Origin of the sequence: Mesorhizobium sp. B2-3-12 (assembly GCF_006442205.1) — a bacterium.
Taxonomy (GTDB): Bacteria; Pseudomonadota; Alphaproteobacteria; order Rhizobiales; family Rhizobiaceae; genus Mesorhizobium.
This window is the reverse complement of record NZ_VFVR01000024.1, coordinates 1-23585: the sequence shown is the minus strand read 5'-3', so window position 1 is coordinate 23585 and position 23585 is coordinate 1. Positions and strand designations below refer to the sequence as shown.

Annotated in this window: 17 protein-coding genes; 5 read left to right on the top strand and 12 right to left on the bottom strand. The window is 62.2% G+C overall.

Annotation, left to right across the window (positions count from 1 at the left end; translation table 11 throughout):
* Positions 1–95 precede the first annotated feature (95 nt).
* From FJ948_RS29700 to FJ948_RS29665, 8 genes are all read right to left on the bottom strand, one after another.
* A complete protein-coding gene (locus FJ948_RS29700) occupies positions 96–1724 on the bottom strand; it encodes an alpha-D-glucose phosphate-specific phosphoglucomutase (RefSeq protein ID WP_140710801.1) in 1629 nt (542 codons plus the stop codon).
* Positions 1725–1727: 3 nt separating this feature from the next.
* Positions 1728–3191: a glycogen synthase GlgA gene (gene glgA, locus FJ948_RS29695; RefSeq protein ID WP_140710799.1), complete on the bottom strand. Its 1464-nt coding sequence runs from the start codon at positions 3189–3191 to the stop codon at positions 1728–1730.
* Between the two features lie 19 nt (positions 3192–3210).
* On the bottom strand, positions 3211–4476 hold the full coding sequence (glgC, locus tag FJ948_RS29690) for a glucose-1-phosphate adenylyltransferase (protein WP_140710797.1): 1266 nt from the start codon (positions 4474–4476) through the stop codon (positions 3211–3213).
* A gap of 46 nt (positions 4477–4522) precedes the next feature.
* On the bottom strand, positions 4523–6736 hold the full coding sequence (gene glgB / locus FJ948_RS29685; RefSeq protein WP_140710795.1) for a 1,4-alpha-glucan branching protein GlgB: 2214 nt from the start codon (positions 6734–6736) through the stop codon (positions 4523–4525).
* Positions 6737–6910: 174 nt separating this feature from the next.
* The gene (locus tag FJ948_RS29680; protein WP_140710794.1) at positions 6911–9373 is read right to left on the bottom strand and encodes a glycogen/starch/alpha-glucan phosphorylase; all 2463 of its coding nucleotides are present in this window, start codon (positions 9371–9373) and stop codon (positions 6911–6913) included.
* 133 nt (positions 9374–9506) lie between these two features.
* Positions 9507–10289: an ATP-binding cassette domain-containing protein gene (locus FJ948_RS29675; protein ID WP_181173880.1), complete on the bottom strand. Its 783-nt coding sequence runs from the start codon at positions 10287–10289 to the stop codon at positions 9507–9509.
* Between the two features lie 2 nt (positions 10290–10291).
* Positions 10292–11353: an ABC transporter permease gene (locus FJ948_RS29670; RefSeq protein WP_140710792.1), complete on the bottom strand. Its 1062-nt coding sequence runs from the start codon at positions 11351–11353 to the stop codon at positions 10292–10294.
* Between the two features lie 160 nt (positions 11354–11513).
* Positions 11514–12530 carry a sugar ABC transporter substrate-binding protein gene (locus tag FJ948_RS29665; RefSeq protein WP_181173882.1) on the bottom strand — a complete coding sequence of 339 codons (1017 nt, stop codon included), beginning with the start codon at positions 12528–12530 and terminating at the stop codon, positions 11514–11516.
* Between the two features lie 228 nt (positions 12531–12758).
* Here FJ948_RS29665 and FJ948_RS29660 point away from each other — a divergent pair, with 228 nt between their 5' ends.
* The 4 genes from FJ948_RS29660 (at position 12759) to FJ948_RS29645 (ending at position 16724) form a co-directional block, all read left to right on the top strand.
* A complete protein-coding gene (locus FJ948_RS29660) occupies positions 12759–13985 on the top strand; it encodes an ROK family transcriptional regulator (protein ID WP_140710788.1) in 1227 nt (408 codons plus the stop codon).
* Positions 13986–14432, top strand: coding sequence for an RbsD/FucU domain-containing protein (locus FJ948_RS29655; protein ID WP_140710786.1), 447 nt, complete (start codon positions 13986–13988; stop codon positions 14430–14432).
* Positions 14429–15352 (top strand): carbohydrate kinase, encoded by a 924-nt coding sequence (locus FJ948_RS29650; protein WP_140710784.1) that lies wholly within the window; start codon positions 14429–14431, stop codon positions 15350–15352. Before FJ948_RS29655 ends, FJ948_RS29650 begins: the two co-directional genes overlap by 4 nt.
* 229 nt (positions 15353–15581) lie before the next feature.
* Positions 15582–16724, top strand: coding sequence for a DegT/DnrJ/EryC1/StrS aminotransferase family protein (locus tag FJ948_RS29645; protein WP_140710782.1), 1143 nt, complete (start codon positions 15582–15584; stop codon positions 16722–16724).
* Here the strand turns inward: FJ948_RS29645 and FJ948_RS29640 are convergent.
* Genes FJ948_RS29640 through cysD form a run of 4 tightly spaced genes read right to left on the bottom strand, consistent with a single transcriptional unit; the run spans position 16666 to position 21758 of the window.
* Positions 16666–18042: an O-antigen ligase family protein gene (locus FJ948_RS29640; protein ID WP_140710780.1), complete on the bottom strand. Its 1377-nt coding sequence runs from the start codon at positions 18040–18042 to the stop codon at positions 16666–16668. The genes FJ948_RS29645 and FJ948_RS29640 overlap by 59 nt on opposite strands.
* Before the next feature lie 59 nt (positions 18043–18101).
* Positions 18102–18902, bottom strand: a complete 801-nt coding sequence (cysQ, locus tag FJ948_RS29635) for a 3'(2'),5'-bisphosphate nucleotidase CysQ (RefSeq protein ID WP_181173881.1) — start codon at positions 18900–18902, stop codon at positions 18102–18104.
* A gap of 10 nt (positions 18903–18912) precedes the next feature.
* Positions 18913–20850: a sulfate adenylyltransferase subunit CysN gene (gene cysN, locus FJ948_RS29630; protein WP_181173879.1), complete on the bottom strand. Its 1938-nt coding sequence runs from the start codon at positions 20848–20850 to the stop codon at positions 18913–18915.
* 2 nt (positions 20851–20852) lie between these two features.
* Entirely contained in the window at positions 20853–21758 is a 906-nt protein-coding gene (gene cysD, locus FJ948_RS29625; protein WP_140710775.1) for a sulfate adenylyltransferase subunit CysD, read from the bottom strand.
* Between the two features lie 482 nt (positions 21759–22240).
* Here cysD and FJ948_RS29620 point away from each other — a divergent pair.
* On the top strand, positions 22241–23585 hold a 1345-nt coding region (locus FJ948_RS29620), incomplete at its 3' end, for an O-antigen ligase (protein ID WP_140710773.1).

Genomic DNA, 23585 nt, shown 5'->3' with positions numbered 1-23585 from the left:
AAAAGGCGCAAAACTGTTCGCGATGTCCTCGCACACCTGTTCGCGATGTCTCCGGTCCAAACAAAGGGGAGAAGGAAAGAGGCGCCGCGCCACCCTCAAGTAATCACGCTTGGTTTGTCGCGGCCGGTATGACTCTTAATCCCGGCGATGTCATCGGCCGCTGAAATCAGGTCGGCGAGCGCCACCTGCGTGTCGAGGTCGTGCCTCGCCTTGTCCGGTTCGTAGCGCTCGATATAGACGCGCAGGGTCGCGCCCGAGGTGCCGGTGCCCGAGAGGCGGAAGACGACGCGCGAGCCGCCTTCGAACAGCACCCTTATGCCCTGGTGCTCGCTGGTCGAGCCGTCGACCGGGTCGTGATAGGCAAAATCGTCGGCATTGGCGATCTTCAGGCCGCGCACACTGGTCCCGGGCAGCGAACCGAGCTTGGCCCTGAGTTCGTCGACCAGCGCATTGGCGCGGTCGCTCTCGACCTCCTCGTAGTCGTGCCGCGAATAATAATTGCGCCCATAGGCCGCCCAGTGTTCGGTGACGATCTGCTTGCAGCTTTCGCCGCGCGCCGCCAGGATGTTGAGCCACAGGAGCACCGCCCATAGGCCGTCCTTTTCGCGGACGTGGTTGGAACCGGTGCCGGCACTTTCCTCGCCGCAGATCGTCGCCATGCCGGCGTCAAGCAGATTGCCGAAGAACTTCCAGCCGGTCGGCGTCTCGTAAATGCCGATACCGAGCTTGTGGGCGACGCGGTCGGCCGCGCCGCTGGTCGGCATCGAGCGGGCAATGCCCTTCAACCCGTCCTTGTAGCCCGGCGCCAGGCGGGCATTGGCGGCGAGCATGGCCACCGAATCCGACGGGGTGACGAAAATACCCTTGCCGATGATCAGATTGCGGTCGCCGTCGCCGTCGGACGCAGCGCCGAAATCCGGTGCATCCGGTCCCATCATCTCGTCATAGAGGTGCTTGGCATGGACCAGGTTGGGATCGGGGTGATGGCCGCCGAAATCGGGCAGCGGCTTGAAATTGCGGCAAGTGCCGTTCGGGGCGCCGAGCCGGTTTTCCAGTATATCCTTGGCGTAGGGTCCGGTTACCGCATGCATGGCGTCGAAGCGCATGCGGAAACCCGACTTGAACAGTTTGCGCAGCGCGTCGAAATCGAACAGGCTTTCCATCAGTTCGGCATAATCGGTGACCGGATCGATGATCTCGACGGTCATGCCGCCGGCCTTGACGGTGCCGACCGTATCGATGTCGATCGAATCGATGTCGGCGATCTTGAAGCTCGAAATCACCTTGGTCTTCTCGAAGATCGCGTCGGTCAGCTTTTCCGGCGCCGGGCCGCCATTGCCGGCATTGTACTTGATGCCGAAATCCTCATGCGGCCCGCCGGGATTGTGGCTGGCCGACAGGATGATGCCGCCGAAGGTCTTGTATTTGCGGATGACGTGCGAGGCAGCCGGCGTCGACAGGATGCCGCCCTGCCCGACCATCACCTTGCCGAAACCGTTGGCGGCGGCCATGGCGATGGCCTTCTGGATGACCTCGCGGTTGTAGAAGCGGCCGTCGCCGCCGATCACCAGGGTCTTGCCGGCAAATCCGTCGAGCGCGTCGAAGATCGACTGGATGAAGTTCTCGGCATAGTGCTCCTGCTGGAACACTGGCACCTTCTTGCGCAGCCCCGACGTGCCGGGCTTCTGGTCGGAATAGGGCTTGGTGGGGACGGTGCGTATCATGCTTCAGGCAACCCTTTTCGAAAGCAGCAGGCGATAGAGTTCGACGTATTTTTCGGCGCTTCGATCCCACGACACATCGGTCTTCATGCCCTGGCGCTGGATGGTCTCGAAGGTTGCGGGACTAGCATGGGCGTCGGTCAGGCGGCGGATGGCGTGCAGCAGCGCGCCGCCATTGTTGGGAGTAAACTGGAAGCCGGTCGCCACGCCGGCGGCGATCGCTGCTTCGTTGGCGTCGATGATGGTGTCGGCGAGGCCGCCGGTGCGGGCGACGACCGGCACGCAGCCATAGCGCAGGCCGTAAAGCTGCGTCAGCCCGCAGGGCTCGAAGCGCGAGGGGATGACGATGGCGTCGCAGCCGCCCTGCATGATGTGCGACAGCCCTTCATCATAGCCGACGACGACGCCGATGCGGCCACGGTGGCGCGCGGCCGCAGCCAGAAGCGCGCCTTCGAGGCCGGCGTCACCCGAGCCCAGGATGGCCAGCCTGGCGCCTGTCGCGACGATGCCGTCGACCACTGTCGCCAATATGTCCATGCCCTTCTGCCAGGTCAGCCGGCTGATGACACAGACGATCGGGCTGTCGTCACGGTCGAGGCCGAAACGGTCCTCGACGGCGGCCCTGTTGGGCGCGCGGCCCTTCAACGTTTCGACCGTATAGGTCGATACCAGATGCTTGTCGGTCGCCGGATCCCAAATGGCGGTGTCGATGCCGTTGACGATGCCATGGAGATCGCTCGAGCGCATATTGATGAGGCCGTCGAGGCCCATGCCGAATTCCGGCGAGCGGATCTCCTGCGCATAGGTCGGGCTCACCGTGGTGATCGCCCAGGCGGCCTGCAGGCCGGCCTTGAGGAAGCCGACACCGCCATAATATTCGACGCCGTCAAGCGCCATCGCCGCCGCCGGCAGGCCGAGCTCGCCGAAGATGCCGGCGCCGAACTGGCCCTGAAAGGCGAGATTGTGGACGGTCATCATCGACGGCGTGCCGACCGCCTCGCCGTAGCGCATATAGGCCAGCGTCATCGCCGACTGCCAGTCATGGGCGTGCACGATATCAGGCAGGTAGCCCGAAATGGCGCCGCCGGCGATATCGGCGCCGGCCTGGCTCAGCGCCGCGAAGCGCCGCCAATTGTCCGGCCAGTCCGCGCCCGAGGCATTGCCATAGGGGCCGCCGGGACGATCGAACAGATGCGGCGCGTCGAGCACGAACAGATCCAGCCCGGCGATCTGGACAGCATGGACCGAGGCCTTGCCACCTTGCAGCGAGGGGTTCTGATAGACAGCCTTCTTTTTCTTGAAGGCGCCCATGTTCTTGAAGGCGCCCATGACGGTCGGAAAGCCAGGGATGAGCGTGCGCATGGTGACGCCCTTGGCGGCCAGCGCGATCGGCAGCGCCCCCGTCACGTCGGCGAGCCCACCGGTCTTGATCAGCGGGAAAATCTCTGGCGTGACCGACAGAACCTGCATCCGCTACACCCCCACTCCGCTACAATTTCAGCTTGTCGATCATGTCCTGGGTGACCAGGCAGATGCCTTTTTCCGAAACGCGGAAGCGTTTGGCGTCGAGCGCGGGATCCTCTCCGACCACCAGCCCCTCCGGTATCCTAACACCATGGTCGATGACGACGCGCTTCAACTTTGCGTTCCGGCCGACATGAACGTCGGGCAGCATGACGACTTCTTCCAGCGTCGAATAGGAATTGATGCGCGCGCCGGTGAAGATCAGGCTTTTCTTCAGCGAGGCGCCGGAGACGATGCAGTCGCCCGAGACGAGCGACGAGATGGCGGAACCGCGCCTGCCATCCTCGTCATGGACGAACTTCGCCGGCGGCTTCAATTCCGCATAAGTCCAGATCGGCCAGTCGCGATCGTAGAGATCGAGCTCCGGCGTCACGTCGGTCAGATCGATATTGGCCTCCCAATAGGCGTCGACCGTTCCCACATCGCGCCAATAGGCCTCGTTCTCGGCGGTCGAGCGCACGCAGGACTTGGTGAAGCGGTGCGCGATCGCCTTACCGTGCGTGACGATATAGGGGATGATGTCCTTGCCGAAGTCGCGGCTGGAGCCCGGTTCGGCGGCGTCGCGGCGCAGCTGCTCCATCAGGAACTTGGTCTTGAAGACGTAGATTCCCATCGAGGCCAAGGCGAATTCCGGATTGCCCGGAATGCCGGGCGGATCGGCGGGTTTTTCGACGAAGGCGATGATGTTGTCCTTGGCATCGACATGCATGACGCCGAAGCCGACTGCCTCCATGCGCGGCACTTCGAGGCAGCCGACCGTGACGTCGGCGCCGGCATCGACATGCTGGCGCAGCATCAGCTCGTAATCCATCTTGTAGATGTGGTCACCGGCCAGGATCACCATGTATTCGGGGCCATAGGCCTCGATAATGTCGATGTTCTGGTAGACGGCGTCGGCCGTGCCTTCATACCATTGCGTTTCCGAGACGCGCTGGCTGGCCGGCAGGATGTCGAAGCTCTCGTTTCGTTCGGGCCGCAGGAAGTTCCAGCCGCGCTGCAGGTGGCGGATCAGCGAATGCGCCTTGTACTGCGTGGCGACGCCGAGGCGGCGGATGCCGGAGTTCAAGGCATTGGAGAGCGCGAAATCGATGATACGCGTCTTGCCGCCGAAATAGACCGCCGGCTTGGCGCGCCGGTCGGTCAATTCCTTGAGGCGGCTCCCGCGCCCGCCGGCCAGCACATAGGCCATGGCGTCGCGGGCCAGCGGCTGGGTTCTTTTCAAGTCTGCCATGTATACCCTCCCAAGTTACTCAGTCTCGCCATGTCCCGGCCGACGCTCAATCGGCAACGAACTCGAGCATGATCGTCGACAGCGGCGGCAGAAGCATCGTTGCCGAGATGCTCTTGCCCTCCGCCCTTGCCTCGACCGTGCCGCCGTTGCCCATGCCGGAGCCGCCATATTCGGAAGCGTCGGTGTTGATGATCTCGCGCCACTTGCCGGCCTTCGGCAGCGGCACGCGATAATTGTCGCGCGGCACCGGCGTGAAATTGGAGATGACGGCGACCGGATTGCCGCCGGGAGCGTTGCGCACCCAAGCGAACACCGAATTCTGGCTGTCGTCGACGATCAGCCAGGAGAACCCTTCCGGCTCGCAGTCGCGGCCATGCAGGGCCGGGCGCGAGCGGTAGAGATAGTTGAGATCACGCACCGTCTGCCAGACGCCGCGATGCGGCCGGAAATCGAGCAGGTTCCAATCAAGCGCGCGCGCCTCGCTCCATTCGCGGCGCTGCGCGAATTCCTGGCCCATGAACAAAAGCTTCTTGCCGGGATAACCCCACATGAAGCCGTAATAGGCACGCAAGGTCGCGAATTTCTGCCAATCGTCGCCGGCCATCTTGCCCAGCAGCGTGCCTTTGCCGTGCACGACCTCGTCATGCGAGAGCGGCAGCACGAAATTTTCCGAGAAGGCGTAGGTCAGGCCGAAGGTCAGCTCGTTGTGGTGGTGCTTGCGGAAAATCGGCTCCTTGGAAAAGTACTCCAGCGTGTCGTGCATGAAGCCCATGTTCCATTTGAAGCCGAAGCCCAGCCCGCCCTCATGGACCGGCGCCGAAACCTTCGGCCATGAGGTCGATTCCTCGGCGATGGTCATGACACCGGGATGGTGGCCGTAGACCTCCTTGTTCATCTTCTGCAGGAAGCCGACCGCTTCGAGGTTCTCGCGGCCACCCTTCTCGTTGGGGATCCATTCGCCCTGCTTGCGCGAATAATCGAGGTAGAGCATCGAGGCGACCGCGTCGACGCGAAGACCGTCGACATGGTATTTTTCGGCCCAGAACAGCGCGTTGTTGACGAGGAACGACACCACCTCGCGGCGGCCGAAATTGTAGATCGCGGTGTTCCAGTCGGGATGGAAGCCCTTGCGCGGATCGGCATGCTCATAGAGCGCGGTGCCGTCGAAATGGACCAGGCCGTGCTCGTCGACCGGAAAATGCGCCGGCACCCAGTCGAGGATGACGCCGATGCCGGCACGGTGGGCGCCGTCGACGAAACGGGCAAATCCGTCCGGATCGCCGAAGCGGGCCGAAGGCGCGTAGAGGCCGGTGGTCTGGTATCCCCAGGACGGATCGTAGGGATGTTCGGAGATCGGCAGGAATTCGATGTGGGTGAAACCGGTCTCGACCACATAGGGGATCAGCCGCTCGGCCAGTTCATCCCATGACAGGAAGGTGCCGTCGTCACGAAGCTGCCAGGAACCGGCATGGACCTCGTAAATCGAGATGGCTTCGCGCCGGGGGTCGGCGTTGCGCCAGAAATTGCGATGCGCCTCATCGCCCCACTCGTGCGCCGGCGGCACGGCAACGACCGAGGCCGTGGCCGGGCGCAGTTCCGATTTGAACGCGAACGGATCGGCCTTCAGCGGCAATCTTACCCCATCGGGACCGATGATCTCGTATTTGTAGGGCCGGCCGGCGCCGATGTCGGGAATGAACAGCTCCCAGATGCCGGTATCGCGACGCTCGCGCATCGAATGCCGGCGGCCGTCCCAGTCGTTGAAATCGCCGACCACCGAGACGCGCCTGGCATTGGGAGCCCAGACGGCGAAATGCACGCCGGTGGCGCCCTCATGCTCGATGACATGCGCGCCGAGCTTGTCGAACAGCCTGAGATGCGAACCCTCGGCGATGTAATAATCGTCCATCGGCCCGAGCACCGGGCCGAACGAATAGGGATCGGTCAGCCACCAGTCGCCGCCTTCATTGCGCGCGTGGTAACGTAGCGGCTGGCGCTTCTTGATCGACAGCTTGCCCTCGAAGAACCCGGCATCGTCGCGCCGCGACAACGCACCGGCCTCAATGCCCGTCAGCGTATAGGCGGTGACGGATTCGGCGTGCGGAACGAAGCACCGGGCAAAGAGGCTCTTGCCAATCTCGTGGACACCAAGGACCGCGAACGAATCTCCGTGCGTACCGGCGACAATCGCCTCGACATCGCTGGCTGGCGCCAGTCCGTCCGGCCCGCTTGTCGCAGCGGTCGCGCGCGGCTTCCTCATCAGGCGGTCGCCCTCCCCGGGCACCTAGAGCCGGTTCCATCCCGACGGGATCGGGATGGGGCTCTATCTCCTTGTTTGAGCATAATCTTTTCCGAAAACCGAAGTCCAGTTTCCGGGATCATGCCTTCAGTCTTTTGTTTCGAGCCACATTGCTCGTGGTCTCATGCAATCATATCAGACGGGCACGTTCCAGATTTCTTTCGCGTATTGGCGGATCGTGCGATCGGAGGAGAACCAGCCGACGCGCGCGACGTTGCGGATGGCGCGCGCGTACCAGTCCGGGCTGTTGCGCCAGACCGCATCGACGTCGCGCTGGCAGGCGGCATAGGCGTCGAAATCCGCCGCGACCATGAACCAGTCGCTGTCGTAGAGGCCGTTGATCAGGTCGCGATAGCGATTGGGATCATCGGGCGAGAAGACGCCCGATGAAACGGCCGCGACCGCCTGCGCCAGTTCGGGGGATGCCTCGATGACGCCGCGCGGATTGTAGCCATTGTTGCGTCGATCGGCGACTTCTTCGGTGGTGAGGCCGAAGATGAAGATGTTGTCGTCGCCGACATGCTCCTTGATCTCGACATTGGCACCATCGAGGGTGCCGATGGTCAGCGCGCCGTTCAGCGCGAACTTCATGTTGCCGGTGCCGGAGGCTTCCATGCCGGCGGTCGAGATCTGCTCCGAGAGATCGGCGGCCGGCATCAGCACCTCGGCCAGACTGACATTGTAGTTCGGTACGAACACGACCTTCAGCAGGCCGCGCACCGAAGGGTCACTGTTGATCACCCTGGCGACGTCGTTGGCCAGTTTGATGATCAGCTTGGCGTTGTGGTAGCTAGGCGCTGCCTTGCCGCCGAAGAATTTCACACGCGGCATCCAGTCGCGCTCGGGATGCGAACGGATCTGGTCATAGAGCGCGATCGCCTCGAGGATGTTGAGGAGCTGGCGCTTGTATTCATGGATACGCTTGACTTGGATGTCGAAGAGCGCCGAAGGATCGAGCTTGAGGCCGAGGCGGTCGGCGACCAGGTTGGCAAGCCTCACCTTGTTCTGGCGCTTCACGGCGGCGAATTTTTCGCGGAAGGCCGCGTCGTCGGCCAAGGGATCGAGCCCCTTGATCGCCTCGATGTTATCCATGAAGCGATCGCCGATCGCCTCGCGGGCAAGCCCGGTGAGGCCGGGATTGCACTGGATAAGCCAGCGCCGCGGCGTGATGCCGTTGGTCTTGTTGTTGATGCGGTCGGGGTAGAGCCGGTGCAGATCGGCGAAGACCGTCTCCTTCATCAACTCGGTATGCAGCGCCGACACGCCGTTGATCGAATGCGAACCGACAAAGGCCAGATTGCCCATGCGCACCCGGCGGTCGCCATTCTCCTGGATCAGCGAGATACGGCTGATCTGCTCGTCCGAGAACTGATCGGTGGCGCGGGCTTCGAGCAGCACCTGCGCGTTGATGGCGTAGACGATCTGCATATGACGCGGCAGCAGCCGCTCGAACAGCGGCACCGGCCAGCTTTCCAGTGCTTCGGGCAGCAACGTGTGGTTGGTGTAGCCGAAGGTGCGTTTGGTGATATCCCAGGCGAGATCGAAATCCATGCCGTGGACGTCCATCAGAAGCCGCATCAGTTCGGGCACGGCGATCGCCGGATGGGTGTCGTTGAGATGGATCGCCGCCTTGTCGGGCAGCGACTTGAGATCACCATATTGGCTCAGATGCCGCTGGACGATGTCCTGCAGCGAGGCGGTGGAGAAGAAATATTCTTGCCTGAGCCTGAGTTCCTGTCCGGCCATGTGGGAATCGGCTGGATAGAGCACCCGCGACAGCGCATCGGCCTTGTTGCTTTCGGCCAGCGCACCGATGTGGTCGCCGGCGTTGAACTTGTCGAGCCGGATCGGATCGATCGGCATGCCGGACCACAGGCGCAGCGTGTTGACGCGCTTGGCCCGCCAGCCAGCCACGGGCGTGTCATAGGCGACCGCAAGCACATGCTCCCTCGGCTTCCAGACATGGCGTTCGAGGCGGCCATCCCTGGAGGTGATCGATTCGACCGAACCTCCGAAGCCGACCTCGAAGGAGCGCTCACGCCGCTCGAACTCCCAGGGATTGCCGTGGTCGAGCCAGGTCTCGGGCAGCTCGACCTGCCAGCCATCGTGGATTTCCTGCCGGAACATGCCGTTGGCGTAGCGGATGCCGTAGCCGTGGGCGGGGATGTCGACCGTCGCCATGCTTTCCATGAAGCAGGCGGCGAGCCGGCCGAGGCCGCCATTGCCGAGCGCGGCATCGGGCTCCAGCGCCGCGATCAGGTCGAGATCGACACCGAGCGAGGACAGTGCCTCACGCATGTTCTCCATCAGGCCGAGATTGGAAAAGGCATCGCGCATCAGACGCCCGATCAGGAATTCGAGCGAGAGGTAATAGACGCGCTTTTCCTGCTGGTCGTAGGCTTCCTTGGTCGCCTGCATCCAATGGTCGACCACGCGGTCGCGCACGACCTTGATCGAGGCGGTCAGCCAGTCGTATTGGGTCGCGACGGTGGTGTCCTTGCCGACCCTGTATTTGAGCGACATCAAGACTTCCTCGGCGAGCGTCTTGGGGTCGGGGTTGTCGAGAGCGGGGGCTTCGATCGTCATGGCGGATGTCATATCGCCTCTCGTTCGTTTGACCTGATCATACCGGCTTTCACCGTTTCGCCCAGCCCATCCTAGTGCATTGCAGCATGTTTTCAATCGATTTAGAGGAGACCCCTGTCTGCTTACCCCGCGGCACGTCGGCGTTTCAGGCCGCCAATGCGGCTTCCGGGGGCGCTTTTGCCCCTGTCATGAACGCAACGGCATCGGACATCGTATATTGCTTGGGGTCGATGACGGCGAGGCGACGGCCGAGGCGATGAATGTGGATGCGGTCGGCCACCTCGAAGACATGCGGCATGTTGTGCGAGATGAGCACGATCGGCAGGCCGCGTTTCTTCACGTCGAGGATCAATTCGAGCACGCGGCGGCTCTCCTTGACGCCAAGTGCGGCCGTCGGCTCGTCCATGATCACCATTTTCGAGCCGAAAGCGGCCGCGCGCGCCACCGCCACGCCTTGGCGCTGGCCACCCGAGAGCGTCTCCACCGCCTGGCCGATGTTCTGGATGGTCATCAGACCAAGTTCGGTGAGCTTGTCACGAGCCCGCTTTTCCATTGCCGGGCGGTCGAGCATGCGGAACCACTGGCCAAGGAAACCCGGTTTGCGGATCTCGCGGCCAAGGAACATGTTGTCGGCGATGGACAGTGCCGGTGACAGCGCCAGGTTCTGGTAGACGGTTTCGATGCCGGCTTCGCGGGCTTCCATCGGCGACTTGAAGGCAACGGTTTTGCCTTCAAGCCGGATTTCACCTTCGTCGGGCACGACAGCGCCGGAAATCGCCTTGATGAGCGATGACTTGCCGGCGCCATTGTCGCCGATGACGGCAAGGATCTCGCCGGGATAGAGGTCGAAGTCGGCATTATCGAGGGCGGTGACACGGCCATAGCGCTTGACCAGGCCGCGCGCGGTGAGGATGGGTTCCTGGGTCATGACTATGCCGAAACCTTTCTGATCCATTGATCGACCGCCACGGCGCCGATGATCAAGACACCGGTGAGCAGCACTTTCCATTGCGGATCGGCGCCCAGCATGTTGAGGCCCATGGAGACGACGCCGACGATCATGGCGCCAAACAGCGTGCCCAGGATCGAGCCTCGCCCGCCGAAGAGAGAAATACCGCCGATCACCGTCGCGGTGATCGCCTGCAGATTGTAGTCGGTGACGGCGGCCGACGGAGAGATCGAACCGTTGCGGCCGATGGAGACCCAGGCCGCGAAAGCGGCGATCAGCCCGGCGAGGGTGTAGACCGTCATCAGCACCTTCTTGGTCTGGATGCCGGACAGCTTGGCGGCCTCCTGGTCGTCGCCGACGGCGTAGACATGGCGGCCCCATGCCGTGTGATTGAGCACATACCAGAGGAGCAGAACCAGGGCGACCATGGCGATCACGCCAGCCGTCAGCACCGCGGTGCCGACCTTGAAGCTCAGGGCGAACAGATGCAGCAATGGCGCCTGGATGTCGACGTCCGTGTCGCGGATCGTCTCATTGGCCGAATAGATGAAGTTCGTGGCCATGACGATGTTCCAGGTGCCAAGCGTCACGATGAAGGGCGGCAGCTTCATGTAGGCGACCAGCACCCCGTTGAGCAGTCCGCAGGCGGCACCGGCCGCAAGACCGATGGCGACGGCGAGCACGCTCGGCAGGCCATAGCTGACGGCACAATTGCCCATGATCACGGCTGAAATCACCATGATGACGCCGATCGACAGATCGATGCCGGCGGTCAGGATGACCAGCGTCTGCGCGGCCCCCAGAATACCGACAATGGCGATCTGCTGCAGGATCAGCGTCAGCGTGTAGGACGAGAAGAAACGTCCGCCGATGGTGACGCCGAAAATGATGATCGACAAAACCAGCACGATCAGCGGCACCGCCGCCGGCGTCGAATGCAGGAAGTGCTGGATGCGCCTGACTGCCGATTTGTGCTCGTCGAAAGCGGCAACGCTTGTGTCGCTGCTCGAGAGAACCTTCTCGAATTCCTGAGCTTGAGACATGTTTCCTCCCCGTAGGGTGTCAGCCAGTCGCCGACGCCCGTCCACGCCTTTCCGGTCTGTCGCCGGGATTGTTCGCGGTCACGCGACCTATCGTCCACCCGAAGCGGTCGGGGATCAAGCCCCGACCGTCCAGGTTTCTTCGTTGCCGGTCAGGCCAGCATCAGCCCCAGCACTTGGCGAGGCCTTCCTTGGTGTCGATGGACTTGACGCCCGTGGCCGGCTTGTCGGTGACGAGGTTGACGCCGGTGTCGAAGAAGTTCTTACCCTCAGTCGGCTTCGGCTTGGTGCCGTCCTTGGCGAAAGCGGCGATCGCCTCGATGCCGAGCGCGGCCATCTGCAGCGGATATTGCTGCGAGGTGGCGCCGATGACGCCTTCGGCGACCGACTTCACGCCGGGGCAACCGCCGTCGACCGAGACGATCAGCACCTGCTTTTCAAGGCCGACGGCCTTGAGCGCCTGATAGGCGCCGACCGCGGCCGGCTCGTTGATGGTGTGGATGACGTTGATGGTGTTGTCCTTCTGCAGAAGGTTTTCCATCGCCTTGCGGCCGCCTTCCTCGTTGCCGTTCGTCACGTCGTGGCCGACGATGCGCGGATCGGTCTCATCGCCGATCTTGTTGGGGTCCTTCACGTCGATGCCGTAGCCCATCATGAAGCCCTGGTCGCGCAACACGTCGACCGTCGGCTGCGAGGGGGTCAGGTCGAGGAAGCCGATCTTGGCATCCTTGGCCTTGTCGCCCAGCGTGGCGGCGGCCCAGGCGCCGATCAGCTTGCCGGCCTCCAGATTGTCGGTGGCGAAGGTCGCGTCGGCGGCATCGATCGGATCGAGCGGCGTGTCGAGCGCAATCACCAGCAGGCCAGCGTCGCGCGCCTTCTTCACCGTCGGCACGATGCCCTTGGTGTCGGACGCGGTGATCAGAATGCCCTTCGCACCGTCGGCGATGCAGCTTTCGATCGCGGCGACCTGGCTCTCGCTGTCACCGTCGATCTTGCCAGCATAGGTCTTGAGATCGACGCCAAGTTCCTTGGCCTTGGCGGTCGCACCCTCCTTCATCTTGACGAAGAAGGGATTGGTGTCGGTCTTGGTGATCAGGCAGGCGCCGACGCCGGCGGCGGACGCGGACGAAGCGAACGCCATCAGACCCAGCGCGGCCGCCGCGAAAACGGTGGACTTCAACAGTTTTGTATTGGTCACGATTTCCTCCCAGTGGAACACTCTCGAATGCCGGCCAACCGGCACCCGCACGGCATCCAGGCGACTTCTCCCAGCGCGGATGCCCGATCAAAAAACACCAGACAAAGCGTCCTGTCAATAATTAAATCACTCTTATTTATTATTGACAGCCTTGCGCCCTTCACTCATTCTGGCCCAAAAGCATTGAGGGGAAACGACGGGAGGAACAGGGTGGAGACCGCCACTGCGAGGCATGGTTCGCCCGAAGCGAATGAGAGCCTTATTCACCGCGGCACCAACCAGAGCGGCATGCGCGACCACAATGAGCGCCTGGTGCTTTCGCTGGTGCGCCAGCATGGCAGTCTGGCAAAGTCCGACATCGCCCGCATGACCGGACTTTCGGCGCAGACGGTGTCCGTCATCATGCGCGAACTGGAGGAAGAAAGCCTGCTCGTGCGCCAGCCGCCGTTGCGCGGCAAGATCGGCCAGCCCTCGATCCCCATGGCGCTCAATCCCGAAGGCGCCTTCTTCATCGGCCTTAAGATCGGCCGCCGCAGCGCCGAACTCGTGCTGATCGACTTTCTCGGCAATGTGCGCTCGATGCTGCAGCACTCCTACCGCTACCCTGCCCCGCGCGAGACCGTCGACTTCGTCACGGCAGGCATGAAGACGATGCGCGACGCGCTGACACCGGCGCAGGACAAGCGCATTGCCGGACTTGGCATCGCCATGCCGTTCGAACTCTGGAACTGGGCCGACACCGCCGGCGCGCCGCGCGAGGTCATGGACGAATGGCGCCATCGCGACATCAGGGCCGATATCCAGGCGCAGTGCGATTTTCCGGTCTATCTGCAGAACGATGCCACCTCCGCCTGCGGCGCCGAACTGGTCTTCGGCCAGACGGGCGCGGCGCGTGACTTCGTCTATTTCTACATCGGCGCCTTTGCCGGCGGCGGCATCGTGCTCAATGGCCGGCTCTTCGGCGGGCCGACCGGCAATGCCGGCGCGCTCGGCTCCATGCCCGTGCCCGGGCCGGATGGAAAACCGACCCAGTTGATCGACGTGGCCTCGATCGCCATGCTGGAAAAGGCGCTCAACGCGCGTGGCGTCGAGGCTTCCTATCTGTGGACCTCACCCGAGGATTGGGGAGAGATCGGCGCCGAACTCGACGCGTGGATCGCCAGCGCCTCGCAGGCGCTCGCCTACGCCATCGTCGCGGCGTCCTCGGTCATCGATTTCGAGGCCGCGGTCATCGACGGCTGGATGCCGAAGGCCGTACGCCAAAGGCTGGTCGAGGCGGTCGTGACGGCAATCGACGCGATCGACGGCGAAGGCTTGAAACTTCCGGCCGTTCGCGAGGGGAGCGTGGGCATCCATGCGCGGGCACTCGGCGGCGCAAGCCTGCCGCTTTCCGAACGCTTCCTGATCGGTTCGACGACGATCTCTAGGAGCGCCTGAATGCTGATCGGCATCCCGGCGCTGCTTGGTCCGGAGCTTCTGGCGACTTTGCGGGCCATGGGCCATGGCGACGAGATTGCCCTGGTCGACGGGAACTATCCGGCGCAGGAGCAGGCAAGACGCCTCATCCGGACCGACGGCCATGCCCTCATTCCCGTACTCGACGCGATACTGACGCTGCTTCCGGTCGACGATGTCGTGCCGGAGGCGCTGTTTCGCGCCTCGGTGAAAGGCGATCCGTCGCTTGCCGACCCTGTCCATCGTGAAATGGAGGCGATCTGCGCCAAACGCGCGCCAGGACGCAAGGTGGTTGCACTGGCCGGCGCCGACTTCTATGCACGGGTCAAATCGGCGCATGCCATCGTCGCGACAAGCGAGCCGCGGCTTTACGCCAACATCATCATCCGCAAGGGCGTGATCTATCCGCCGGAGACCAGGAAGCCATGATCCTCTGCTGCGGCGAAGCTCTGATCGACATGCTGCCGCGCACCACCACGCAGGATGAGCCGGCCTTCGCTCCTTATGTCGGCGGCGCTGTCTTCAACAGCGCGATCGCGCTCGGCCGCCTCGGCGCGCCGGCCGGCTTCTTCTCGGGCCTGTCGTCGGACCTGTTCGGCGGCCAGTTCCGCGATGCGCTGGGGGCGAGCAAGGTCAGTTCGACCTACGCGCACACCTCGCCCCGGCCGACGACGCTGGCCTTCGTGCGACTGAACAACGGCCAGGCGACCTACACCTTCTATGACGAGAACACGGCCGGTCGCATGCTGACCATCGAGGACCTGCCGCAACTGGGCGGCGAGATCGAGGCGATGCTTTTCGGCGCCATCAGCCTGATCTCGGAGCCGGCGGGATCGGCCTATGAGGAATTCATGCGGCGTGAGCACGAGGCTCGCGTGATGATGCTCGATCCCAACATCCGGCCGAACTTCATCCCCGACAAGGCCAAGCACCTCAGGCGCATCAGGGAGATGATGGCCATGGCCGACATCGTGAAATTGTCGGACGAAGACCTCAACTGGTTCGACGAGGCCGGATCGCACGAGGATGTCGTGCGCAATTGGCTCGACCGTGGCCCGAAACTGATCGTCGTCACGCATGGCAGCGAGGGTGCCGTTGGCTACAGCAAGCAGCACCGGGTCACCGTCATGCCGGAGACAGTGAAGGTGGTCGACACCGTCGGCGCCGGAGACACCTTCAACGCCGGCATCCTTGCCTCCCTGCATGAGCAAGGCCTGCTGACGAAGACGGCTATTTCCAGCCTGTCGGAAGACGCTATCCGCAAAGCATTGGCGCTCGGCGCCAAGGCGGCGGCGGTGACGGTGTCACGAGCCGGCGCCAATCCCCCCTGGCGGCACGAGATCGGCTGATCGGCCCTCCGGCGCGATCACTTTATGTTTCCATGCGCTGGAAAACCGCGATAAAAGAGGCTTGTATTGTACCGCCAAGCCCGGTTTCCCGGCTTTTTGGGGCAATTCGCCGGCAAAGCACGGTAACGGGCTGCGACACTTGCACTATGCGCCCGGTCCGCGGCCGGCTTTTTCAGCCGCGCCAAGTCTGATACCAGCGGGCCGGTTATTGGCAGGCATTGAGGCCGACATGCAGTTCATTGATCTTGGCGCGCAGCGCGAACGTATCCGCGACCGGCTGAAAGCCGCGATCGACCATGTCGTCGAGGACGGCCGCTACATCCTTGGCCCCCAGGTCGGCGAGTTCGAGAAAAAGCTCGCCGCCTATATCGGCGTCAAGCATGTGGTTGCCTGCGCCAACGGCACTGACGCGCTGCTTTTGCCGCTGTTTGCGGCCGGCATCGGCCCAGGCGACGCGGTGTTCGTGCCGAGCTTCACCTTCGCCGCCACGGCGGAGGTGGTGGCTCTGGCCAAGGCCGAACCAGTCTTCGTCGATGTCGATCCGAAGACCTACAATGTGGATATCGCCAGCCTCGAGGCGGCGATCGCGATGATCAAGAAAGAAGGCCGGCTGAAGCCGAAGGCGATCATTCCCGTCGACCTGTTCGGCCTCGCCGCCGACTATGAGGCGATCATGGCGATTGCCAATCGCGAAGGCCTGTTGGTGATCGAGGATGCCGCGCAGTCGATGGGTGGCTCGCTCGAAGGCAGGATGTGCGGAGCGTTCGGCCATGTCGGCTCGACCAGCTTCTATCCGGCCAAGCCGCTCGGCTGCTATGGCGACGGCGGCGCGATGTTCACCAATGATGACGCTCTCGCCGACCAGTTGAGATCCTTTGCCTTCCACGGCAAGGGCGAAACGCAATATGACAACGTCCGTGTCGGCATCAACTCACGGCTCGACACGCTGCAGGCGGCAATCCTGATCGAGAAACTCGCCATCCTCGAGGAAGAGATGGTGGCGAGGCAAGTGGTAGCCCAGCGCTATGCTGAAGGCCTCGGCGACATCGTGACCGTGGCCCGCAACCTGGATGGCAGCCGCTCTGCCTGGGCGCAATACGCGATCGAGACGCCGAAGCGTGACGGGCTCAAAGCGCATTTGAGCGAAAAGGGCATTCCGTCCGTCATCTACTACGTCAAGCCGCTGCATGAGCAGATCGCCTATCGCGACTACCCGCGCACGCCGACCGGTCTTGCCGTCTCGGAAGACCTGCCGAAGCGGATCCTGTGCCTGCCGATGCATCCCTATCTCAGCGAAGCCGACCAGGACCGGATCATCGAGACAATCCGCAACTATATCGGCTCCAACTCGGCGCAGGCCGCGGCCGAATAATCGCCGACAGCCGGGGTTTCCCGGACCGGCATAGGGCGGCGGCCGTGCGCGCGCCGTTTTCCGCGAGGGTCGCAGTGCGTCTCGTGGTCCGGTGACCGATCCCCGGTCCGGTAACGGAGCGGCACTGCACCATGCAGATGCTCGCTGTGAAGACCAAGGTGCCGAGCACCCATGACAGCCAGATCCGATGGTCGACCGAGAGTTCGATGACGGCGATAATCAGGCAATTGCTGGCAATGGAATGGCAGGATCCGCTCAGAGGGCGGATCACTCTTATAATCGCCGCCAGCAGCACCCCATACACGATGATGCCCAGCGCTCCCAGTTCGTACCACAAATCGAATACGATGTTGTGGGCGCTTGGGAGGTCCACCTGCGCATAATATGTGGGGTTCACGACAACCCCCACCGCGTTTCTCATCGTATTGGCGCCATGGCCGAGAAGCGGTTGGTCCGCAATGGAGGGCGAGATCATCTGCCAAAGATCAAGGCGCGCGGCGAACGTGCCTGGATAGAAAGCCAGCCATGCCGTTGTTTTGAGGTAGGCGAACAGCGGCGAGATGACGAAGGGGGCGATCAGGGCAAGAGACAAATAGACGGCGAAGAATCCGACCAGTGCGTGGTGGCGGTATTTGGCGGGCATGACAAACATGACCGCGACGACAACAATCGCCAGATTGACGCCGGTCGATTGGCCGTAGAGCAATGTCAGGACGGCAAAGAGAGCCGCAAGCCCTTTCCAGACCAGCCTCGGCTGCGCAAGAAATATGACGGCAAAAAAGGCTCCGTAGACCGTGATCTTGTGGAGGGTGAAAACATTTTCCACAAATCGGGGATCCGCGGTGAAGAACGCAAAATACAGTTCCCAGCCCATCACCGACACCAGGCCGATGAACATGCCGAACAGCGAGGCCCCCGCGAGCCGATCGCGTTGAGCGCTCGGAAGCGTGAGAATGCCGTGGACCAGCAGTATGACGGCGATCGCGTAGCCAAACACATCCTTCGCCGCCGAAAGAGAGCGGCTCGCGTCGACGGACCACAAGGCGCTCGACAGAACAAAGCCGGACAGGAGAGCGAGAGCGAAGACGAGGCCTATCGTTGCCCTGCCAAAGCGTACTCCCTTGGTCAAAAGGGTAAGGGCGCCCATGAGTCCCCCGACCAGCGCCAGGACCGTCGGAGACATTTCGACGAAGACGAAAAGGGCGGGAGCGAGGGCGTAGAGGCCCAGCAACATCCTGAGGATTATTTCATCACGATTGCTGGTCCAAACCGGAAAGCCGCCTAAAATGACGGCATGGCATTTCTGAAAAAAGGACATTCAATTACCGACTCAGGGAACGTCGATACAGGATAGGCCATAGACCAGAGGTTTTCACCTCAACTTTCGATACGCTCCCCGGTTGCAATCCTGCCGCTGGCAATGAAATGCGGATTGGCGAAATCCGCGTCATCGGCCTGATTGCGTTTGCCATAGGCCAAGGGCTTGCCGTCCAGCGTGCGCGTCGTGCCCCCGGCGGCACGCAGCACCGCGTCACCCGCCGCGGTATCCCATTCCATGGTGCGACCGAAGCGTGGATAGAGATCGGCCTCGGCATTGGCGAGAAGGCAGAATTTCAGCGACGAACCGACCGAGACGATCTCGGCGGCACCGAGGTCGCGAATATAGGCTTCGGTTTCGGGCGTATTGTGTGAGCGGCTGGCAACCACGGCCAGCGGCGTCACGGCGTTTCTCGCCGAAATCGGCCGGCGAGAAACGATCCTGTACTCACCATCGATTTCAAGCGATTCCGCCCTGCCCGGCAAACCGGAAAAGAAGCGGCCGCGGCATGGCGCGAAGACGACGCCGATTTCCGGTACGCCATGACGGACAAGGGCGATGTTGACGGTGAAATCGGTGCGTCGGTTGACGAATTCCTTGGTACCGTCGAGTGGATCAACAAGGAAGAAGGCCTCGCCAAGTTCGCCCGGCATGACACCGGCGGCCGCTTCCTCCTCGGCCACGCAGGGAATGTCGGGGAACGCGGCACGCAGGCCCGCGAGAATGATCTTCTCGCTCTCGCGATCAGCCTCGGTCACTGGCGAGGAGTCCGATTTGCGGTCGACGGCGCAGCCGGCGTGGAACACGCGCATCACTTCGCGCCCAGCCGCTAGCGCCAGCCGCTCGAAGACTTCAAGCATCGAGGCGTCGTCAGATGCCGCCGCCATTGTCATATTGGTCTTCGGCAATGTCACGCTCGTTCAGCCAGTGTTCCAGGGCATCTACCATCTCTTCGGCCGATCTGCCGAGCGTCTTCAGATGGATTTCCGGTTTCTCCGGCGCCTCGTAAGGCGAATCGACACCGGTGAAATTCTTGATCTCGCCATTCAGCGCGCGAGCATAGAGGCCCTTTGGATCACGCCTGGCGCATTCCTCGAAAGGCGTGTCGACAAACACCTCGATGAACTCGCCATCGGCCATCAATTCCCTGGCCATGCGCCGCTCGGCGCTGAACGGCGAAATGAAGGAGACGATGACCACCAGCCCGGCGTCTGCCATCAGCTTGGCCACTTCGGCGACGCGGCGAATGTTCTCGACGCGGTCGGCGTCCGTAAATCCCAGATCGCGATTGAGACCGTGACGAACATTGTCACCATCGAGAATATAGGTATGGCGGCCGGTGGCGAACAGCTTCTTCTCGAACAGGTTGGCGATCGTCGACTTGCCGGAACCCGAAAGCCCCGTGAACCAGAACACGGCGGGACGCTGGTTCTTCATGTCGGCGCGCAAACGCTTGCCGACATCGAGCGATTGCCAGTGGATGTTTTCGGCGCGGCGCAGCGAATGTACGATCATGCCGGCGCCAACGGTGGCGTTGCTGATGCGATCGATCAGGATAAAGGCGCCAGTGGTACGGTTCTCGCCAAACGGATCGAAGGCGATCGGCGCCCGCGTCGAGATGTTGCAGATGCCGACTTCATTCATTTCAAGCGACTTGGCCGCCTCATGGGCAAAGTCGTTGACATTGATGCGGTATTTCAAGTCGGTGACGGTGGCGCTGGTCTGATCGGTCTCGGTGCGCAGGATATAGGAGCGGCCCGGCAGCAGCGCATGCTCGTCGAACCAGACGACGTTGGCGGCGAACTGGTCCGCGACCTGAGGTCGGGCGGCCGGCGAAACCAGCATGTTGCCCCTGGAAACCTCGACCTCGTCGTCAAGGACCAGCGTTACGGCCTGGCCGGCCACCGCCTGTTTGAGGTCACCGCCATAGGCGACGATGCGTTTGACATGCGAGGACTTGCCCGATTTGGCGACGACGACCTCGTCACCTTGCGCGATCGTTCCGGACGCGATGGTGCCGGCAAAACCGCGAAAATCGAGATTGGGGCGATTGACGTACTGAACCGGAAAGCGGAACGGCAGTTCGGCCGTGGCTTGGTCTACCGAGACGGTTTCGAGATGCTCGATCAGCGTCGGGCCGGAATACCATTGCGTGTTTTCGGAGCGGCCGCTGACGTTGTCGCCGTAGCGGGCCGACATCGGGATCGGCGCGACGCTCTGGAAACCGAGGTCGCGTGAAAACTGCCGGTAGTCCTCGACGATTCTGTCGAAGACCGCCTGGTCAAAATCGACAAGATCGATCTTGTTGACCGCCAGCACGATGTGACGGATGCCGAGCAGCGACGCGATGATCGAGTGGCGCCTTGTCTGGCGCAGCACGCCCTGCCTGGCATCGATCAGCACGATCGCCAGATCGGCGGTCGATGCGCCTGTCGCCATGTTGCGGGTATATTGCTCGTGGCCGGGGGTGTCGGCGACGATGAACTTGCGCTTCGGCGTGGCGAAGAAGCGGTAGGCGACGTCGATGGTGATGCCTTGCTCGCGCTCGGCCTCCAGGCCGTCGACCAACAGCGCGAAGTCGATGTCGTCGCCCGTTGTGCCGTGCTTGCGCGAATCGCGCTCGAGCGCGGCGAGCTGATCCTCGAAAATCTGCTTGGTGTCGGACAAAAGGCGACCGATCAACGTCGACTTGCCGTCATCCACCGAACCGCAGGTCAGGAAGCGCAGCAGCGACTTCTTCTCCTGCGCGGCCAGATAATCGCGGACGCCGTCCGTGGGGGCGAGGCTCTTTGCCATGATGTGGCGCATGGTCAGAAATACCCCTCGCGCTTCTTCTTTTCCATCGAGCCGGCTTCATCGCGGTCGATCAGGCGACCCTGCCGTTCGGAGGTGCGTGCCGTCAGCATCTCGCCGACGATGGCCTCGAGCGTGTCGGCGTCGGATTCGATGGCCCCCGTCAGCGGATAGCAGCCAAGTGTGCGGAAGCGCACCAGCCGGTTCTCCACGACCTCGCCCGGGCGCAGCTTCATGCGCTCGTCGTCCTTGAGGATCAACATGCCATCGCGCTCGACGACCGGCCGCTGTTTGGCGAAATAGAGCGGCACGATCGGGATGTTTTCCTGCAGAATGTACTGCCAGATGTCGAGCTCGGTCCAGTTCGACAAGGGGAAGACGCGGATCGATTCCCCTTGCGCGATACGCGTGTTGAAAATCTTCCACATCTCGGGCCGCTGGTTCTTCGGGTCCCACACATGCTGGGCATTGCGGAAAGAGAAGATGCGCTCCTTGGCGCGCGACTTTTCCTCGTCGCGGCGGGCGCCGCCAAAGGCGGCGTCGAAGCCGTATTTGTCGAGCGCCTGGCGCAACGCGACGGTCTTCATCACATGGGTGTGGGTGTTCGAACCATGATCGAACGGATTGATGTTGTCGCGCACACCGTCTTCGTTGACATGAACCAGAAGGTCGAAACCCAGCTTCTGCGCCATCTGATCGCGAAATGCGATCATCTCGCGAAATTTCCAGGTGGTGTCGACGTGAAGAAAGGGAAAGGGCGGCTTGGCCGGATAGAACGCCTTCATCGCCAGATGCATCAGCACCGACGAATCCTTGCCGACGGAGTAAAGCATGACCGGCTTGGTGAAGGCCGCCGCAACCTCGCGGAATATGTGAATGGACTCGGCTTCAAGCCGCTGCAAATGCGTCAGCGCAATGGTCATGGACTGTAAGCGTTCTCTCGTGCCTCGCGACAGAGACCCTGGTTTAAATCATCGGGCCTTTTACGCCCGATTCAAGCTTCGCCTCTGAGCAAAGTGTTTCGTGCGGGCGTTCTAGCAGATCGTCGCTGTCCAGAACAATGCAAGACCAGTCCGGCAGCGGTCGGTTCGAGAATGAATTTTCCACACCTGTCCCAAAACCCGGAAATTTCTGCTTGTAAGCCGTCCAGCCGAGAAAAGGCAGGAAAAATATTGCCTATGGGCGCACGCCCGCGCCGCAGCCGGGTCGACCGATCGCGACCGCCGGCTTTCAGCGGCAATCGATGCGCACGCACTATCGAAACAGCGGCCCAGCCGCTATACGCTCTTTTGGGACCGGGTCAGACGCGCCATCAAGGGTGGGCAATTTCGAGGCGCGCACATTCGATTTCACCAACAGGTATGTGGCGCATAAAACTTCTCCGGAGTAGCAGCGGGGCCGAAAATTGAACCGGCTTTCATCCATAAGGCAGCAATTCACGCCTTCGCGGATCAATATCTACTTCTCCATTTTTTGCTTTTTTTTCCCGCCGATCCTGGGATCCGCGGTCAGCTTCGTGTTCAATGGCGGCGGACTGTGGTCCGTCCTGTTGATCGCCTTGAAGAGAAGGCGCTTCAATGTCGACCGGGCGATGATGGCGCTGACGATCGCGATCTATGCCTATTGCGCAAGCAATGTCCTGGCGTCCATCGTCAACCACGCGATCGTCGGGGACGCACGGCATCTTGTGCCGCTGATCACCTTTCTGCTTTTCCCCATCTCCTATTCAACCTGGAGCATTTCGCAAAAGACAATGCTCGTCCGCATCATTGTGCTGGCCAGCATGGCGGCCTGTTTTGGCGCGCTGCTGCTTGCGGTCTACCAGCAGTATCAGCTTGGTATACGCGCAGAGGGCGGGGCCGGGAATGCGATCGTTTTCGCCGAGGTCCTGTGCCTTGCAGTGGTGACCTGCGTGGCTGCTGCCCTGTCCGGCATAGAGAGATACAGGATCGCCCTCATCTGCGCCGCGCTCGGCGGAACGATCGCCATCGTCTATTCCGGTACACGCATTGTCTGGCTGGCGCTGCTGATCGCCGGCGTCGCCGTTCTGCTGATCAACCAGCGAGGGCTGAGAGGGAAAAGTGCCGTTCGCCTGCTTTTGCTGCTGGCCGCGATTGCGGTTCCGATCGCGGCTTTCGGCTTCCAGACGATAGCAGGACGTATCGCATTTCTGCACTCCGACTGGGTTGCGATGGCCCACGGTGACCATACGACAGCCTTGGGAGCGCGCGTTGCCCTTTGGGATATTGGCCTCAAGGCATTTCGTGAGATGCCGTTGTTCGGACACGGGGTGGGTGCCACCCATCTCTTGATCAAGCAGGGCTTTCAGGATCAGTTCGGGTTGGACGCAGGGTTCAATCATTTCCACAACGGCTTCCTGACCGCCTTGGTGCAAGCGGGGCTCCTGGGCGCGCTGACGCTGGCGGCGATCTTCGTGATCGCCGCCAGGAACGCCGCTTTGGTGCTGCGCAACAGCGCCGATCCGATCGAGCGGTTCGGCGCCACCATGATTGTCGCCCTAGTCATCACCTACCTGACCGCTGGAATGACTGGAATCCTGCTCGGTCATGACATTCTGGATTCAGTCTTCATGGTCTTTCTGGTGTCGGGAACTTATCTTGCCTGCGGGCGCCAGGCTGCGTTGATGGAGAGCCAAACCGTTCCATCAGGGGTGTGTTTGGACCGGAGACATCGCGAACAGGTGTGCGAGGACATCGCGAACAGTTTTGCGCCTTTTGCGCGAGGGGGTT